General features: G+C 39.8%; 12 protein-coding genes. 2 read left to right on the top strand and 10 right to left on the bottom strand.

What is annotated here, in order from left to right; translation table 11 throughout:
* Nucleotides 1-2: 2 nt before the first annotated feature.
* The 3 genes from bamA to HMPREF1321_RS10805 are packed head-to-tail and all read right to left on the bottom strand — an operon-like array spanning nucleotide 3 to nucleotide 3,975.
* Nucleotides 3-2,537 carry an outer membrane protein assembly factor BamA gene (bamA, locus tag HMPREF1321_RS10795; RefSeq protein ID WP_009422569.1) on the bottom strand — a complete coding sequence of 845 codons (2,535 nt, stop codon included), beginning with the start codon at nucleotides 2,535-2,537 and terminating at the stop codon, nucleotides 3-5.
* Nucleotides 2,538-2,541: 4 nt separating this feature from the next.
* The gene (locus HMPREF1321_RS10800) at nucleotides 2,542-3,264 is read right to left on the bottom strand and encodes an isoprenyl transferase (protein ID WP_009422571.1); all 723 of its coding nucleotides are present in this window, start codon (nucleotides 3,262-3,264) and stop codon (nucleotides 2,542-2,544) included.
* 15 nt (nucleotides 3,265-3,279) lie between these two features.
* Nucleotides 3,280-3,975: a DUF6089 family protein gene (locus HMPREF1321_RS10805; protein ID WP_009419156.1), complete on the bottom strand. Its 696-nt coding sequence runs from the start codon at nucleotides 3,973-3,975 to the stop codon at nucleotides 3,280-3,282.
* Nucleotides 3,976-4,821: 846 nt separating this feature from the next.
* On the opposite strand from HMPREF1321_RS10805, the gene HMPREF1321_RS10815 reads away from it, so the two are divergent.
* Nucleotides 4,822-5,823, top strand: coding sequence for a hypothetical protein (locus tag HMPREF1321_RS10815; protein WP_009422603.1), 1,002 nt, complete (start codon nucleotides 4,822-4,824; stop codon nucleotides 5,821-5,823).
* A gap of 77 nt (nucleotides 5,824-5,900) precedes the next feature.
* Nucleotides 5,901-6,842 carry a thioredoxin-disulfide reductase gene (trxB, locus tag HMPREF1321_RS10820; RefSeq protein ID WP_009422578.1) on the top strand — a complete coding sequence of 314 codons (942 nt, stop codon included), beginning with the start codon at nucleotides 5,901-5,903 and terminating at the stop codon, nucleotides 6,840-6,842.
* A gap of 93 nt (nucleotides 6,843-6,935) precedes the next feature.
* Here the strand turns inward: trxB and HMPREF1321_RS10825 are convergent, their stop codons facing one another.
* The 7 genes from HMPREF1321_RS10825 to HMPREF1321_RS10855 form a co-directional block, all read right to left on the bottom strand.
* On the bottom strand, nucleotides 6,936-8,864 hold the full coding sequence (locus HMPREF1321_RS10825) for an LTA synthase family protein (protein WP_009422602.1): 1,929 nt from the start codon (nucleotides 8,862-8,864) through the stop codon (nucleotides 6,936-6,938).
* Between the two features lie 11 nt (nucleotides 8,865-8,875).
* Entirely contained in the window at nucleotides 8,876-9,178 is a 303-nt protein-coding gene (locus HMPREF1321_RS10830; protein ID WP_009411254.1) for a hypothetical protein, read from the bottom strand.
* Entirely contained in the window at nucleotides 9,166-9,936 is a 771-nt protein-coding gene (gene surE / locus HMPREF1321_RS10835; RefSeq protein WP_009422604.1) for a 5'/3'-nucleotidase SurE, read from the bottom strand. Before surE ends, HMPREF1321_RS10830 begins: the two co-directional genes overlap by 13 nt.
* A 100-nt stretch (nucleotides 9,937-10,036) precedes the next feature.
* On the bottom strand, nucleotides 10,037-12,364 hold the full coding sequence (locus tag HMPREF1321_RS10840) for a family 20 glycosylhydrolase (protein WP_034576069.1): 2,328 nt from the start codon (nucleotides 12,362-12,364) through the stop codon (nucleotides 10,037-10,039).
* 17 nt (nucleotides 12,365-12,381) lie between these two features.
* Nucleotides 12,382-13,848, bottom strand: a complete 1,467-nt coding sequence (locus HMPREF1321_RS10845; protein WP_009422543.1) for an aryl-sulfate sulfotransferase — start codon at nucleotides 13,846-13,848, stop codon at nucleotides 12,382-12,384.
* Between the two features lie 49 nt (nucleotides 13,849-13,897).
* Complete coding sequence (locus HMPREF1321_RS10850) at nucleotides 13,898-14,695, bottom strand: hypothetical protein (RefSeq protein WP_009422563.1); 798 nt, start codon at nucleotides 14,693-14,695, stop codon at nucleotides 13,898-13,900.
* Nucleotides 14,696-15,366: 671 nt separating this feature from the next.
* Nucleotides 15,367-16,893, bottom strand: a complete 1,527-nt coding sequence (locus tag HMPREF1321_RS10855) for a hypothetical protein (RefSeq protein ID WP_009422615.1) — start codon at nucleotides 16,891-16,893, stop codon at nucleotides 15,367-15,369.
* Nucleotides 16,894-16,986: the final 93 nt, after the last annotated feature.

The raw sequence follows: 16,986 nt of genomic DNA on the forward strand, positions 1-16,986 counted from the left end.
AATTAGAATTGTTGTCCAAAAATAAAGTGTGTTTGCCAGCCACTGCGGTTATTGCTATTAGCAGGGTTATCGAAACCATACCCAAAGTCAATACCCAGCATACCAAACTGTGGCATAAAGAGTCGCAATCCTAAACCTGCTGAACGCTTAATCTGAAAAGGATTAAAGTTCTCTAATCCATTGTGTACATTACCTCCTTCGGCAAATACTAAGCCATAGATAGAAGCCATTGGTTTAAGAGTAATAGGATAACGCAATTCCAGAGAGAACTTGTTAAACACAGTCTCGCCATCATCGGCGGAAAGGGCATAGTTTTCATACCCTCGCATTTGTATGTTTTCACGTCCGTCCATCGAGTAATAGCCTAAGCCATCGCCTCCCATAAAGAAACGTTCAAAAGGTACTATACCGCGTTTGCTGTTATAAGCTCCCAAATAACCAAAATCGGCACCAAACTTTAATACAAATTTACTGTAAATATTGGTATACCAAGCTGAGGTAAACTTGAGCTTATAAAACTCTAACCAGTGAAAACGCTCTTGGTCTATCTGTGCTATTCTTTCAGAATCGCCGTTATTAGATGCTGTTTCACGTTCTTCAAGCAGTTTGCCATAATCTACCTTATTGAACAATGAGTAAGGAGGGGTAAGCTTCGCACTAATGGTAAAGCTACTTCCTGACATTGGATAGATAGGGTTAGGACCACTTGAGTTACGCGATAGCGAAATAGTATAAGCTAATGAATTAGAGTTACCATCTTTAAAAGTGAAGAGTCCTAAATTAGGATAATTCTTCAAATCATAATGCTGATAGCTTAAAGTATGAGCGATTTGGAAATAATCATCGGGGACTCTTAAACGTTTGGCTAAACCTACGCTTATTCCCGTGATATACACACGTTTACTCTTATCTACATCATAGCTCCTATAACTATACCCGAACTGTTCGGTTCTACTAAATGACACTGAGAACTGCACAGGCTGTTTACCTCCCATCCAAGGTTCGGTGAATGAAAACCCATAAGTGCGATAGTATCTACTTATTTGGAAACTGAGTGATAGTGCTTGACCGTCGCCCATAGGCACTGGGCGATAGGCTTTGGGGTTGAACAAGTTGCGAATAGAAAAGTTATTGAATGAAAGGGCAAGTGTACCTATGAATGAGCCTCCACCATACCCTCCTTGCAACTGCACTTGGCTTGAACCTGTTTCGGTGAGTTTATATTCTATATCTACGGTTCCTGCATTAGGGTCGGCATTTTTAAACTCTGGATTGATGTTTTGAGCATCGAATAGTTGCAACTGTCCTAACTCACGAACGGTACGCACTACGGCATCTTTGCTATATAGATAACCAGGACGTGTGCGCAACTCGCGATAAATTACATAGTCGTTAGTCTTTTCGTTACCTGTTACTGATATTTTATTAAAATAAGCAGGTTTGCCTTCTACCACGCGTATTTCGAAATTGATAGTATCATTTACTACTGAGGTTTCCACAGGGTGTATTTGCGAGAAGAGATAACCACTATTTTGATATAAGTTGGTTATATCTTCGGCATCGGGTTTGGTATTGTCTTGAATGCGTTTTTTGAGCAATACTCCGTTATATACATCGCCTTTTTTGATACCCAATACTTGATTGAGCACACGGTCGTTATAGACTGAGTTTCCTAAGAAGCGGATATCACCGAAATAATAACGCTTTCCTTCTTCTACTGCTATATTAAGACTTACATTACCGTCTTTATTTTTAATAAGCGTATCGTTTACCACACGAGCATCGCGATAGCCTTTTTCTTTATAGAAATCTACGAGATTTGTTAAATCTTCGTCGTAGTCTTTCTTAACGTATTTGGAGCGTTTCCAGAAACGACCAAAACGCACTTGTTTTGTCTTTTTGAGCTTCTTGCGCAACTTGGCTGAGGTAAATTGCTGATTGCCTTCAAAAGTAATTTTATCGACTTTTACCTTATTACCTCTATCGATGTGAATGAGCATATCTACACCATTGGCATCGGTAGTATCTATTTTGGTATCGATAGTTACTTTGGTGTTGAGATAACCATCTTTTCGATATTTATTAGTGATATAGTTTTTAGTATTAGCAATAAGGCTTTCGTTTACCTTTACTCCTTTTTTAATTTCGGCATCTTTAAGGAGGGTTTCTGCTTTTTTCTGTCCGATACCTGTTACTTTTACATCGACTAATGAAGGTGTTTCTTTGATAGCTAACTCTAAGAATACGGTATCACCTTCTACGCGCTTGATATAAATATTAATATCGCTAAACAACTTATAGCCCCATAGCTTATGAATGATGGAGCTGAATTTTTCACTGGGGATTTCGATTACATCACCTACTTTCAAACCCGAAGTAGTGAGGATAGTTTGTTCGTTATAACGTTTTGCGCCAGTAACTTCAATGCCACCAATTGTATATTTTCTTCCTTTTCCTAATGATATTCTATCTTCTTCTTGTGCACTTACAAGGCTTACAAAAGCCAAGAAAGCAAGCAATAAAAATTTTTTCAGCATAGTTTTACGTAAGTTGTTCGCTTATTTTTCCAAATCGTCTTTCTCTATTTTGATAGTTTGATAGGGCTTCTTCTAAGTGTTTTTTTGTGAAATCAGGCCATAATACTTCAGTAAAATAGAGTTCGGCATAGGCTATTTGCCATAATAAAAAATTGCTGATGCGCTCCTCACCGCTGGTGCGGATAAGTAAGTCTACATCGGGTAAGTCGTAGGTGTATAGGTGTTTTTGTAGTGTTGTTTCGGTAATTGTATTAGCAATAAGTGTGCCTTCTTTTACTTTTGCTGCAATTTCTTTTATAGCAGTTAGGATTTCTTCACGTGCTCCATAGTTGAGGGCTAAGGTAAGGGTAAGCCCTGTATTGTTTTTGAGTTTATCGATAGAAGCAAGTAGGGCTTCGCGTGGTTTAGGAGGGAAACGGTCTAAATTGCCAATGGTTTTGAGTCTTACATTATTCTTGTGCAAATTATCAACTTCCTTTTTCAGGAACTTTACCAATAGTTCCATTAGGGCTTTTACTTCTAAGGCGGGTCGTTTCCAATTTTCAGTAGAAAAGGCAAAAAGGGTGAGGTATGGAATACGGTGTTCCACACAATATTCCACTACTTGTCGCACAGTTTGCACTCCCTTTTCGTGACCATAAGCTCTGAGCAGACCTTGTTTTTTTGCCCAACGCCCATTACCGTCCATTATAATAGCCAAATGCTTTGGATAGTTTGTAATCTCCATTGGTTTCAAGTGAAATTATCTACAATAGCAAGGCCATTCGCCGAAGGTGTAGGTAAGGGTAAGCCCTGAGAAGGCGTACCAGTCGTAACTTCTTCCTATGTTACCGAATGTAAAGGATTTTCTTTCGGGCGCACTACCATCGACGTTGTTAGTAAGGGCAAAACGGAAAGCTACTTCGCCTCCTAAAACGAGCCTTCGGGTGATTTTAGCTTTAAAACCGAAAGCTACGGGCACAGCCACATCGAAGTCGCGACGTGTAGTATCGGTAGCTTCAACGGGTTTGGGAGAGGAGGGGTCGAAGTACAAATCGTCGTGCCAAAGCCCAGCTATACCTACGAACACATAGGGGGTCATAGGCATATCGAGCAAATTGCCGATTCTGTAGCTAAAGAAATTGAACTCGGTGCCTACTGCCAAATCGGTAATATCACTTGAATAAGCGAACCCTCGGTTGCGTTTACCAGGGATATCGGATTGGGCGTCGTTAGCTCTAAGTTCGGACTTAGTAACCTGCACACGAACTGCCATACGTTCGTGGAAATTCCATTTATATATCCCACCAAAAGCGATTTTGTTAGGATATAAATAATAGGTTCTACCAACATCTGAAATGGGGTTGCTTCCACCTAAGAAAACACCGATTTCGTGTTGCTGTGCCGATGCCATATGCATCGCCAATAGTATCAATGTAATGTGTATAAATCTGTACATACGCTATTCTATGCAAGGCGCAAATATACGTGTTTTATATGAAATAACATTTATTATTTCCTATTTTTTTATTTTGGATTTTTTAATTAGCTGTTAAAATTCTTTATATATCATTGATTATTAATACAATATAAGTATATTTATTTTTATAAAGAATTATAAGTTATCGGGGGTGATTTGTGAAAAGTGGGTAGATGAAAGGTGCTTGTGAGGAGGGAGCGAGAAGTACCTTGTGGTTGCTCTGTGAGACATCTGACGGACTTTTAATAAACCTTAAACGGAACTACTGTGGACTTATAGTGGCTCTACAGTGGCTCTACAGTGGCTCTACAGTGGCTCTACAGTGGCTCTACAGTGGCTCTACAATGAAGACTAACCGAAGATTAATGGAATACTAACTGAATACTGATTGGACTTATAGTGCTACTATCTGCTCATATCACTGGTTCTACTAGTTAGACTTGTCGGACATAAAAATAAGTAACAATTAGGGTGGAGAATTTGAAAGAAAATTAGCAGATTAGCAAATTTAGGAATTAGCATATGGGAGGTGTGGTTAATAAGAGTTCTCGGAGAATCTCGGAGAGACTCGGAAGTGCGAGTTACAAGAAACACGCCAGCGGAGGGAGGAGCTTCACTAAGGTTTGTTGCAAAAGTAAATGAGAGGTTTAATTTTTTGTTTATTAGTATATTTTTTGTACTTTTGCTTTCAGAAATTGAAAATATGGGGGCTCGAAACCTCAGTAAAAATGAAGGGTAGCTTATAGGAAACTTATAAAAACCTTATACGATTGTTATACAAAAGATGCTCTTTAATGAGCGATTACTTATAACTAAAAAGTAAAAATGACGAAGCAACGATATACCGAAAAACACCTTATTCTATGGAAAGACGATACTTGGGTAACCTGTCCCGAGTGTCAAAAAATTGCCGTGGTAACAGATAAAGGTGGCAGTAAAGTGCGTTGCGAGCATTGTGGATTTGAGAAAACAAGTGAAAATTTGGAGTTGTTTGTAGCTACAGTAAAACTACACTGCCCCAATTGTGGCACCCCAATTGAACAACGACAAGGCGGACTCAAAGAAAAGAAAGACCTTTGCCAAGTGAAATGTCCTGAGTGTGGCGAAGAGTACCTCGTGAAACCTCAGTACAAGTTGTACCACAAACCTAACCCTATAGCACCTAACGGACTGAAATGTGATAACACTTTTGGGTTGCCGTACTTTTTTCAAGAAAACGTGCGTGGTAACTTGTTTTGGGCGAGAAATATGAGTCATTTGCAAATAATGGAAGACTATATTGCCTCTGACCTACGCGAACGTGAGGGAATGACAATGGTAGCGAAGCTCCCTACTTTTGTAAAAAGCAAGAAGAACCGTGAGTTAATATTAAAAATTTTGCGCAAATGGAAAGAAAAATTAGCGCAATCTGATTTTATATTACCTCCTCTGGTGGCTACAGAGCAAGTTTGCTTGTTTTTTGCCGACGATAAAGTAACTATTACCGATTATTTGAAAGATATTCCTTACAAAGTAACAGGTTCGGTGAATTATACGCAAGTATATTCCAATAAATACGGCTATCAATGGGTGTGTTTTTCTAAATACAACCGTTTAAGAAGAACATTTACCAAAGAATGGTTGGTACAAATCCCCTTTGAGGTAAAAACTATCTACCTATACCAATACTACATCTTTTTGAATGAAGCCCAAGATATACTGAGCTACTTTTTACAACATTTTTTGCAAGAAAATACGTCTAACAACTTGTTCATCAGTATCGGAGATAGGTTATATTCTGCTGAAAGTTTTTATAAAGAATCAGTTGTAGAAACATTACCCTATTAAGGAGTTAACAAATTGACAGGTTTGTAGATTGGTATTATTTTTGTAGTTTTGCACCCTAATTAAAAGAAAAAATTGCTATGGCAAACATTGAAAAGATAAAATGCCTAATTATAGGCTCAGGTCCTGCGGGCTATACTGCCGCTATTTATGCCTCTCGCGCCAATCTTAACCCTGTGCTTTATCAAGGCGAACAACCTGGCGGACAACTCACTACTACCTTTGAGGTAGAAAACTTCCCTGGCTATCCTGAGGGGGTAATGGGCAGCGAAATGATGATGCAATTAGAACAACAAGCTAAACGTTTCGGCACAGACATTCGCAATGGGTGGATTACTAAGGTAGATTTTTCGGCTCACCCACACAAAGTATGGGTTGACGACAAAGAACTCCACGCCGATGCAGTAATCATTGCTACAGGTGCTTCGGCTAAATACTTAGGTTTACCCTCCGAACAGCACTATTTGCAAACAGGAGGAGGCGTATCGGCTTGTGCTGTGTGCGACGGTTTTTTCTACCGCAATCAACACGTGGCTATTGTAGGGGCAGGCGACTCGGCTTGTGAGGAAGCGCTTTACTTAGCGAACATTTGCTCGAAAGTAACAATGCTCGTGCGTCGCGATGAGTTCCGCGCTTCACAAATTATGAAGGAACGCGTACTCAATTCACCTAAAATAGAAGTGCTTTTCAATACCGAAACTGAAGAGATATTAGGTGACGGACAAGTAGTTACGGGCATTAAAGTGCGCAACAACAAGACAGGGGAGATAAGCGAAATAGCCATCACAGGTTTCTTTGTAGCTATCGGTCACAAACCTAATACCGATGTGTTTAAACCTTATATCGATACTGATGAGGTGGGCTATATTAAAAATGTAGCGGGCACTTCGCTCACCAATGTAGCAGGGGTGTTTGTAGCCGGTGATGCTGCCGACACGCGCTACCGCCAAGCTATTACCGCAGCAGGTTCGGGCTGTATGGCAGCGTTGGACGCAGAGAAATACCTTCTTACTCTTGAATAGGTAAAAGGTAAAAGATAAAAGGTAAAAGGTAAAAAAGCGCGATGTTTAGAATAATAAACATCGCGCTTTCTCATTTGCTAATTGACTAATTTGCTAATTATTCAATTTATGGTTGATAATTCTATCCATATAGTCTTGCATAAAGGCTTTTAAATCTTTGATACCTTTTTGTATTTCGGCATTATCTTCTTTGCCCAAGAGATTGTTTTTGAGAGCACCGTCTTCTTTCTTGTACACTCCGTTTACCTTGCCTGTTTCGTCGATGATATAGATGTAATTACCTTGCATCATTTGGTACATAAGTGCATCGGAGATAAAAGCGCGAGGCGTTTCATCAGGAAGATTGGCAAACACACTGCGCCCCCAAGAGCGGAAAGGCTTATGGTAACCCATTAGGTCTACTAACGAAGGATAAATATCTATTTGCTGAGTAATATCTGAATTTATCCCCTTTGGCACCAAATTAGGGTTAGGGCTGTAGAACATAATTGCTGCTCCTTTGCCTGTAATAGGCTCTTTGTAAAGGTCGTAATAGATTTGGTTAGGGTGGTCATTGACAAAAGCAAAGATAGTATTGTTATACCAAGGTTGTTTTTTAGCACACTCAAAGAATTGTTTGAGAGCGTAATCGGTATAGCCAATACATTGGTGAATTTCTAAGTTGCCTTTAGGGAATTTGCCCTCATATTGCTTAGGAATTTGAAAAGGGTGGTGGGAGGAGAGTGTGAAAATAGTGCCTAAGAAAGGTTGTTTCTTTTGAGAATAAGTCCTGCACATATATTGGAAAAAAGGTTCGTCCCAAATTCCCCAGTGTCCATCGTCATCAGCATCGTTATTGTACTCATTTTTACCATAATAATGGTCGAAGCCTAAGATATTAGAAAAACCTAAGAATCCCATAGAACCATTGGGTGCTGAATGGAAGAAAGAGGTATCGTAGCCCATTTCTTTGGCTATTGAAACTATTGATTGCACTTTTTGTTGGGCAAAAGGCGAAGAGGTATAAGCTACCTGCATTGTGGGAATTCCTGCCAGCATTGACGACATTCCGTGTATAGACTGACGTCCTGTGCAATAAGCATTGTCGAGCACAAAAGAATGGACGGAGAGCGAGTCTAAAAAGGGAGTATACGACTTAAAGTTAGGGATATTCGTTTTGGTATTCATACAGCCCCAATACTCTTTACCAAAGCTTTCTAAAATAAAGAGAACGACATTGGGCTTGGTAGCTACTTCGCGGTTGTACTGCTTAATAGGTTTTAAACTCTCATTGATGTAGGCTTCATCTACAAAGTGATATTCCTTAAATCCTTTATTCTTACCCAAGGTGCGAATAAGGGTGAAGGGTGTGTTTAGTATAGCATCGGCCTGACCTGTGATATTGGTATGACGACTGGCATCTACAATATTAATCGGGCGTGATGAATGTTCTAAGGTTCCCCCTCTGATTCCTGTAAGCACCCCTAATCCTACTAAAACAAATACCAATACCGAAGTGATGAAGTAAGGTTTGGTAGGAAGGTGTTGTTCGGTTACTTTTACTTTTTTATAAAGAAATATCCACAACCAAATTAGGAAGATAAACAGTAAGACTACATACCAATACATTCCTAAAAAATTAAAGAGTAAAACCATTTTGTTTTGCTCGTTTTCAATTACTGCATATGAAGCACTCGTAAGTCTTGATTTGCTATAAGGATAATACAGCACATCAATAAAGTTAGTGAGGTATGCCAATCCGTTAGTAATAAAATACACATAAAACAGTGTTTTTTGATAAGTAGGCTTGGTATTAATGCGTAGAGGAAGTAGGCTTAGCAGTATAAAAAGCAAATTGACATAGCAAATAGCTGCGGTATCAAACTGTAATCCGTAGAAAGAAAGTTTAAGAAACAACAATATATTTGCCGGCTCTCCCATAAAATCGGTATTAAAAGCAAAAAACAAACCACGTGCAATGGCATAAAATAAGTATACCAAGAAGATACGGTATAAGAAAACTACATATTCTCTGATTCTCATTATATTTAATTTTAAGTGAATTGCAATAGCAGAATTATAAAGGCTAATACGCACGAAGCGATAAGTACACCACGTGCGCGTTCGTTTTCATAACGATTGATAAAAAAGAAGAAGATAGCAAGGTCTAACAGGGCTCCTAAGAGTATGAGTTTACCTAAATATCTCTTGTAATAGGCATCTTGCAAGGTAGTAGCAATACTAAATTTAGAGAAGATAAGCACATAGGCTATCACCCCTATCACATTTACAACAATACCTGCTATAAAACCAATGATTTGGTCTTTGCGCTTTTGATTTATATTTAAAAATCCCATTGCTTTAACTCTTGAATATTTTGGTGAGCTGTAAGGTCGAATTGAATAGGCACTACTGAAATATAGCCGTTTTCGAGAGCCCATTGGTCAGTATCAGTACCTTGATCTTCATTCACAAAAGTACCTGTCATCCAGTAGTACACTCTCCCTTGCGGGTTCACACGTTTGTCAAAACTTTCTATCCAGCGCGAACGTGCTTGACGGCATACTTTTACGCCTTTTATTTCTTCCTTCTTGATATTAGGTATATTCACATTCAGCACTGTTCCTTTGGGCAACCCATTAGCGAGTACTTTTTCAGCAATACTTTTGATATAAGAGCGCGCTTGCGAAAAGTCGGCATTCCAACTGGAGTCTAATAATGAAAAACCAATAGCAGGAATACCCTCAGTACCCGCCTCGATAGCAGCACTCATCGTTCCTGAATATATCACGTTGATAGAAGCATTGGAACCGTGATTGATACCACTCACACAGAGATCGGGCAGACGACCGTTCAACACTTCGTGTTTGGCTATTTTCACACAGTCGGCAGGTGTACCACTACAAGCGTATTCGCGAGTAGCTCCGTTATGTGAGGGCATAGGGTCGCAGTACATAGTAGTATCGAGGGTAACGGCGTGCCCTTTACCGCTCTGTGGCGAATCAGGGGCTACTACCACTACTTCGCCTAATTCTTTCATTATGTCTATCAGATAACGGATACCAGGAGCGGTAATACCGTCGTCGTTTGTTACTAATATTAAAGGTTTTTGCATACTAAAAAGTAAAGACGCGTTTTGTAGTCGCGTCTTTACGATGTGCAAAAGTACACAAATTTTAAATAAAAGCAATATTACATATGAAAAATATATATTTTTACATCAGTTGGATTTCATCTACAAATAGCAAGGCTGGTGTGCCTTTACCCTCGTGCCATTCAGGGATTACGGTACCTTTGAGCACTACTTTCACATAGCGAGTTTTAGTTTTAGCAAAGTTCAAACTGATAGGCACGCGCTTAATAGGGTCGGTCTTCTGCGCTATGTTCAAAGGTTGCTGAGTGATGAGCTGAAAGTTTTTGCCATCAGCAGAGCTGTAAATAGCGACTTCTGAGGCTGGGAATATCCAGTTAGGCGTATCGGCTAAGCTACCCGCTTTCAAGGTGCTTAACTCTTCTTCTCTACCTAAATCGATTACTGCTTCTACTCCCACTCGACCAGGAAAGCCTACCCAATGCCCATCGATATAAGAATCTTCACCTATTTGGGCATCTACTAAGGCAGTAGCCCCTCCGAAAGTGTATTTAGGGTTGGTTTCGGTGAGTAATTGTATAGGCTTGTAAGTAGCCTTATTAAATAACGACTGGTAGCTAAACACTCCGCTTATAGTATCTTTATGCACAGCTACTGCCTTTAACAGCACCTCGTTGCTGAGCTTGATAGGCTGGGTATAAAGCGTTTTGGTAGCATCGGGGGTAGTGCCATCGGTGGTGTAGTACACCTTGCCATCGCCTACGGTGAGGAGTTCTACCTGAATACCATCTTTCTTAGGAGCGGGCTGAATCACAGGGGTAACGCCCAAGATGTGTTTGGCATAATGATATCCCTCTTTTTGGTAGTAATTGAGTAAGTTGCCTAAACGCTTCAAAAAGTCGGCATAGTTCTTTTTCTCTGGGGCTGTCCATTGTACCTCAGCTAAGGCTGCCAAGCGAGGCAAGAGCATATACTGCGCGTGCGCAGGACTCGCGATGTACTCTGTCCATAAATTAGCTTGTGCCCCTAAGATATATTTTCCTTGTTCGGGAGTGAGTTTAGGGTCAATAGGCTCATAGTCGTACACCTTTTTCACGGGGAGGTATTCGCCTATGGACAGTGGTTCTTTACTAGGGTCTTCGCCTTGGTTATAGTCGAAATACAAACTGTAATGCGGAGTCATAATAGCGCGGTTGTGGCGTTGAGCAGCGGCTATACCTCCTTCGGTACCTCGCCACGACATTACAATTGCGTCTTGTGAAATGTTATCTCCCTCCAAAATCTCGTCCCAGCCTATTACCTCTCTACCTTTCTTCTTGAGAAACTGCTCTACGCGCGATACCACATAGCCTTGTAGTTTCTGTTCGGCAGTGTGTTCAGCGTCGCCTTTTAAGCCTAATGCTTTAATTTTAGCCTGACATTTAGGGCACTCTTTCCAACGTGTTTTAGGACACTCGTCACCTCCTATATGAATATATTTAGAGGGGAAAAGTTCGGTAATTTCGTCGAATACGCCTTCTAAGAAGTCATAAGAAGCCTCATTGCCGGCGCAAAGTACATCGTCGAACACGCCCCATTTGGTACCTACTGCACAGTCCTTGCCTGTACAACCTAACTCAGGGTAAGCCGTGAGCACAGCTAAGGTATGTCCAGGGATATCTATCTCGGGAATAATCGTAATATAGCGGTCTTGGGCGTATTTTACAATCTCTTTAATCTGTTCTTGGGTGTAGAACCCACCATAAGGTTTGCCGTCGAATTGGTGGGGTTTATCTTTGAGCAAATGCCCAATAAGCGTTTCTTTGCGTGTTGAACCTACCTCAGTAAGGCGAGGGTATTTTTTAATTTCTATACGCCACCCTTGGTCATCGGTGAGGTGCCAATGGAACTTATTGAGGTTATGAAGTGCGAGTATATCAATGTACTGCTTTATAAAATCTACTGTAAAGAAATGCCTGCTCACATCAAAATGCATTCCTCGATAGGCAAAGCGGGGCGCATCGTCTATCACAGCCGTAGGGAACGCTAAGGATTTAGGTTCTGTTACGTCAATCGACTTGCGCAAGGTTTGTATGCCGTAGAACACCGCTGCGGGACTTGCTCCATCGATAGTAATTTGCTCACTTGTTACGGTAAGTTGATAAGCCTCTTGGTTAGGTTTTTTAAGGTCGGTTTTAAGACGAATAACCTTCCCACTGTTCACATTGGGCTCAGTGGTAAGGGTGAGCCCTGTGATTTCTTTAAGATAAGAGGCAAGGAATTGGGCATTCCTTTGTAGTAAGGCATCACCTTGTGGATAGGTAATCACGGTTTGGGCATCGAGCTCAAAAGGTTTCTGATGGGTATAACTAATGGATTGTGGTAGCGGAATTACCTCGTAATGAATTACAGGCTCAGTGCTTTTACAAGCCATAAGACATAGTGTTACTAAACTAAATATAAGTTTTTTCATTGGTGGTGGTTTGATTTTTAATATTTAATAGTTGGGATATATTGTGCTCTATAGAAAGTAAAAGGCAACATAAAAGAACGTTTTATGGTGGGTGTTTCGTTGCGGTCGGTAATGATAATTTGTTTTTTGGTACTCAACGTGATTAGTAACAAGTCCTCACCTATAAATTGGGCATTGCTACGGTTTGATGAGGATAAATCTTTGGGAAGAGCTACTGCCATAGGAACTGTTACTGTTTTGCTTTGTTCATTTACTTTATACAAAATAGCTCTCGAGCCTGTATCGGAATCTGAACGCGCATTGTCAATCACTAACACCTCGTTAGGTGCTTTCGGGTTAGCACAGTGCATTCCGTGAGTAAAGTATTTTTTCTCAGGTTTTATGGTGCCATTTTCGCCTATGCGATATAGTAACTTCCCTGTTTTACCGTTAATTTTCCAAAGTTCTCCATAACGATTAAACGTCATATAGTAATTACCTTCGCTATCGTAGTTAAAAGAGTTGGCGTGTAGCCAATCTTTTTTTACTCCTTGTATTTTTATATTAGGGTCGGTAGTGGGGTCTACATAATCAAAACAACTCCATTGCTGGGTGATTTCTCCTCTTCTATTCATAATCACAAAACCATCACCTTTTACAGTATCGGTAGTTGTACCGCCTTGTGCAGTGAGGTCAAAAGTTTTATCAATATAGGTTACTAATCCTATACTGCCATCGGGCATAGGGCGACACTCGTGATGCACTTCCCGTCCGTTAAGTGCAGGAACGGTAGCAAAGTCTTTTTGAAATACTACCTCCCCAAAGAGGTCTATAATTTTAATACTTTTAGCATTGAAAGTATAAGGACTTCCAACAGGGTAAGCAGGATTGGTAAGAATGTAAAACTGCTGACGCTGTGCATCGTAATTTACGACCAAAGGCTCTTCGGGCACTTGCTCATACCATACTACTACTCCTTTAGTATCTGTCAGATAGATAGCTTTTGTACCATTCATACGGGCATTTGCAAAAAAATAACCGCCTATATCTTCTTTTAGGTCGTCTATCAGTAATGTTGCATTAGGAAGGAAAGCCTCCACACTTTTTGTTTTAAAGGTTTTTACTGCCGACTTATCTCCTTTCTCGGTAATGATTTGGCAACTGTATTGCCTATCGGGTTTGAGGAACAATAGCGTTTTACGTTCTATCCCTTTGCCCTGATAGGTATTGGTTTGCTGTACTTGTGCCGGATGGTTCACTTCCCAATAAGCTATATGGAAGGACGTTTCTCCGCTGAAAGTTGCAGTTACTTCCGCGCGAAGGTTATTCGTCTTGCTCAAAGACACCTCAAAATCGGTAAGATTACTCTGATACGGAGGGGTAAAAGGGTCTTCTTTTTTAGGGGGAATAGGGTCTTCTTTTTTAGGGATAAAAAGTTCGTCTTTTTTACAAGAAACTAATACCCCCCCTATGATTAAAAACAAAATAATAATCGATTTTCTCATATTTTAAATCTTTCTTGTTCCTATATGTTATTTCAATAAGAAAAAAGCGTTAGTCTTTATCGGGATTTACAGGCTCAATAGCATTACTAAAAGGCTCATATGTCACATAATCCCACAAGGCATAATGGTCTCTGGTAGGAATGCGGTCGCCTATAAAATCTATATTTTCTACACTGCAAAAGATACGAAAAGGATACTGTTGCCCATAGTTGAGCTCCGTATGAAGGTGTTGCACCCCATCGATGAGCCACGTAGCAATATAATGGTTATTCTGCGGATTGATAGCTAATTTAATCTGAAAAGTATGCCATTGGTCGCTGTCTATAAGCACCTCAGCATTTTGCGCCCAAGGATTATTCTGGCTGGTCATAAACACCACTACCTGCCCCTCTTTTGCGCCTAACTTCTTCCTGCGTTTAGCATCACCCGAGCCCACTTCAAAATCTATCTCGTGCCCCTCACTGTTATACAAGAAAGAGCCTATACTTGCCCAAGCACCTGTTTCCATCGGCGGAATGTAAGCGCGCCAAGTGTAAATACCTGCCCCGTAACGGTGTACTGTTTTTTGTTTTTTGCGTTGTTCAGTATGAGCTTTCGTCCATATTTTCAGTGCCCAGCCATCTTCGGCGTAAGAATCACTTACCACTTTGGCATAAGTTTCTTTGTCCTTCCCCTGTGGGTAATCCTCGTCCTGATTACCTAATAACCAACCGTCAAGCGTTTTAAAATCCCATCGCATCACTTTGGTTTTATCAATGGTTACCTCAGGAATATCACTTGATTGTTTGCTACAGCTTACAAAAGCTGTCCAACACACTGCCATTAAAAATAGATTTACTCGTTTCATATGCTTTTATTTTTTCGTTTTTGCTTTATTTAAAATTCTCTTTTGCTTTATTGTTTCTTCGTCTTTTCTTCGTCTTTCCTTCGTTGTTTCTTCGTTCATTATTCGTTATTGCATCGCTACACTCCACCTTTTCCGTCATACTCCCCCCTAGTGCCTATGACCTAAGACCTCACACTTCCCCATTTACTAATTTTCTAATTTACTAATTTCCTAATTATCCCTTCTCCTTTTCCGTCATACTTCCCCTAGTGCCTATGGCCTAAGGCCTAGTGCCTATTCCCTTTTCTTTCGCCTCGAAACCCTGTTTTTGCCGTTTTTTGCTTTGTTGTATTACAGTATTAATCAATTACTTACATACCCTTTCTATACCAATCGTCCAAGATTCGTATAAGCTTCCTATAAGCTCTCTATAAGCTAACCACACCCATCTTATACCCTTTTTTCACCAAAACCTCTCTCAGCTCCCTTCCGAACTTTTCCGATATCTTCCGAAAAGCTCAAAGCTCTTTATCCTAATTATTTCTCATTTTTCACTATACAAACTGGTGTGAGGGTTGTAATGAATACCGTTTTAACTAACAACAAAGCAATTCTATTAATATTCTATAAAGGTAAATAATTACAACCCCTTTACCAGCCATTTATAAAAGCAATATGTAAGTCTCGTTTTATTAGCGAGGTTTATAAGAATAAGGATATGGTTGATAAGTTACATAATCCCATAAGCCTACAACATCTTCTGTAGTAGGACGTTCTCCTAAAAAGTCTAGGTTCTCTACACTACAAAATATATGAAATAATTTTTCTTGCCCATAGTTTAGTTTTGACTTATAACGGTCTACTCCATCTATAGCCCAAGTAATGATATAGTTCTGACCATTAATAGCTTGATTTATTTCCAATCTTATCTGAAAAGTATGCCACGATCCTTTATTTCTCTCATCAACTGTAACAATCTCAGTATCGTGATGTAGTTCTGGATTATTTTGGCTTGTAATATAAGCTATCAACTGATTGTTTTTCGTTGCGTGAGCTTCTTCTCTTTTTTTAATAGTCCCTGAACCAACCTCAAAATCTACTTCGTGTTGGTCATCGTTATAAAGCCAAGAACCTACGCTCACTCTTTCACCAATATTCATTGTAGGAATGAAAACACGCCAAGTGTAAATCCCTGCACCAAACATTTGTTCTGTCTTTAATTTTTTCCGCTCTTTTGTCCCTGCTTTTGTCCATATCTTCAAAGCCTTACCATCGTCACAACCATCTTTATAAACTGATGAACAATGGTCTACATTCTTATTAGGTTCTTGGTTGGCTAAAACCCAATCTGAAAGAGGATAAGAACCAAAGTGCCATCTGTAAGTTCCAACAGGATTATCAGGCTTAGGGTCAGGTGTAGGCTTAGGTGTAGGAACTACAGCTCCACTATTGGGCGTATACTTAACATTATCCCATACACCCGTTGTAGGAGTGGTAGCAGGTCTATCACCTACTTTTGGTAAGTTCTCTACACTACAAAAGATATTGAAAAGGTTGTCTTGACCATAATCAAGTGTTCCTTCCAATTTATCCTTTCCTTCTCTTCCATCTACTGTAAGGATAGCGTGATAATTACCATTCACTAACTTCAATTCTATCTTAAACCTATGCCAATCTTGTTGAGTAATAGCTATCTTTTTAGTTGCCATTCCATAACCACCCAATTCTGCTATTACTTGATTATCAGTAAGTCTCATTTGAGAGCGTTCCGCATTCTTTCCTGAATAGACTTTGATAGCCAATTCGTGACTGTCATCTTTGTAAAGAAAGCAATTCACACTTGTTTGGGCTCCTTTCTCCAATTTAGGAACATACAATCTCCACTCATATACTCCTGCTCCATATTGTCTTACAGTTTTGAGTTTGTTGCGTTGCAAAGTATTCACCTCTGTGTGAATAATAAGTCCACCGTTTGTACAGCCAGGGCTATGTTGTATCTTATAGCAATTAGGCTTACTGTTCTGATTGGCTTCTATCCAATCGTTAGAAGGAGCATCAAACTCCCAAAACATTACCCCTTTTTGAGCCTGTTGTGCAGCATTAAGCGATTGTCCATCGCTTGATGTAGTTGTTGCGTTGCGGGTAGTTTCCTCAGAATCTATCTTACAACCAACATAGATGAACAAGGTCATCAATGAAAAAATAAATGTTTTTTTCATACTAAAATCATTAAGTTGTATGCTTTATTCTTAGTTTCCTATTTAAGAAAAAGAGGCTGTCTCGTTGTTGGAGGTGAGACAGCCTCAGAAAAA

The organism is Capnocytophaga sp. oral taxon 412 str. F0487, from assembly GCF_000271925.1.
Classification (GTDB): domain Bacteria; phylum Bacteroidota; class Bacteroidia; order Flavobacteriales; family Flavobacteriaceae; genus Capnocytophaga; species Capnocytophaga ochracea.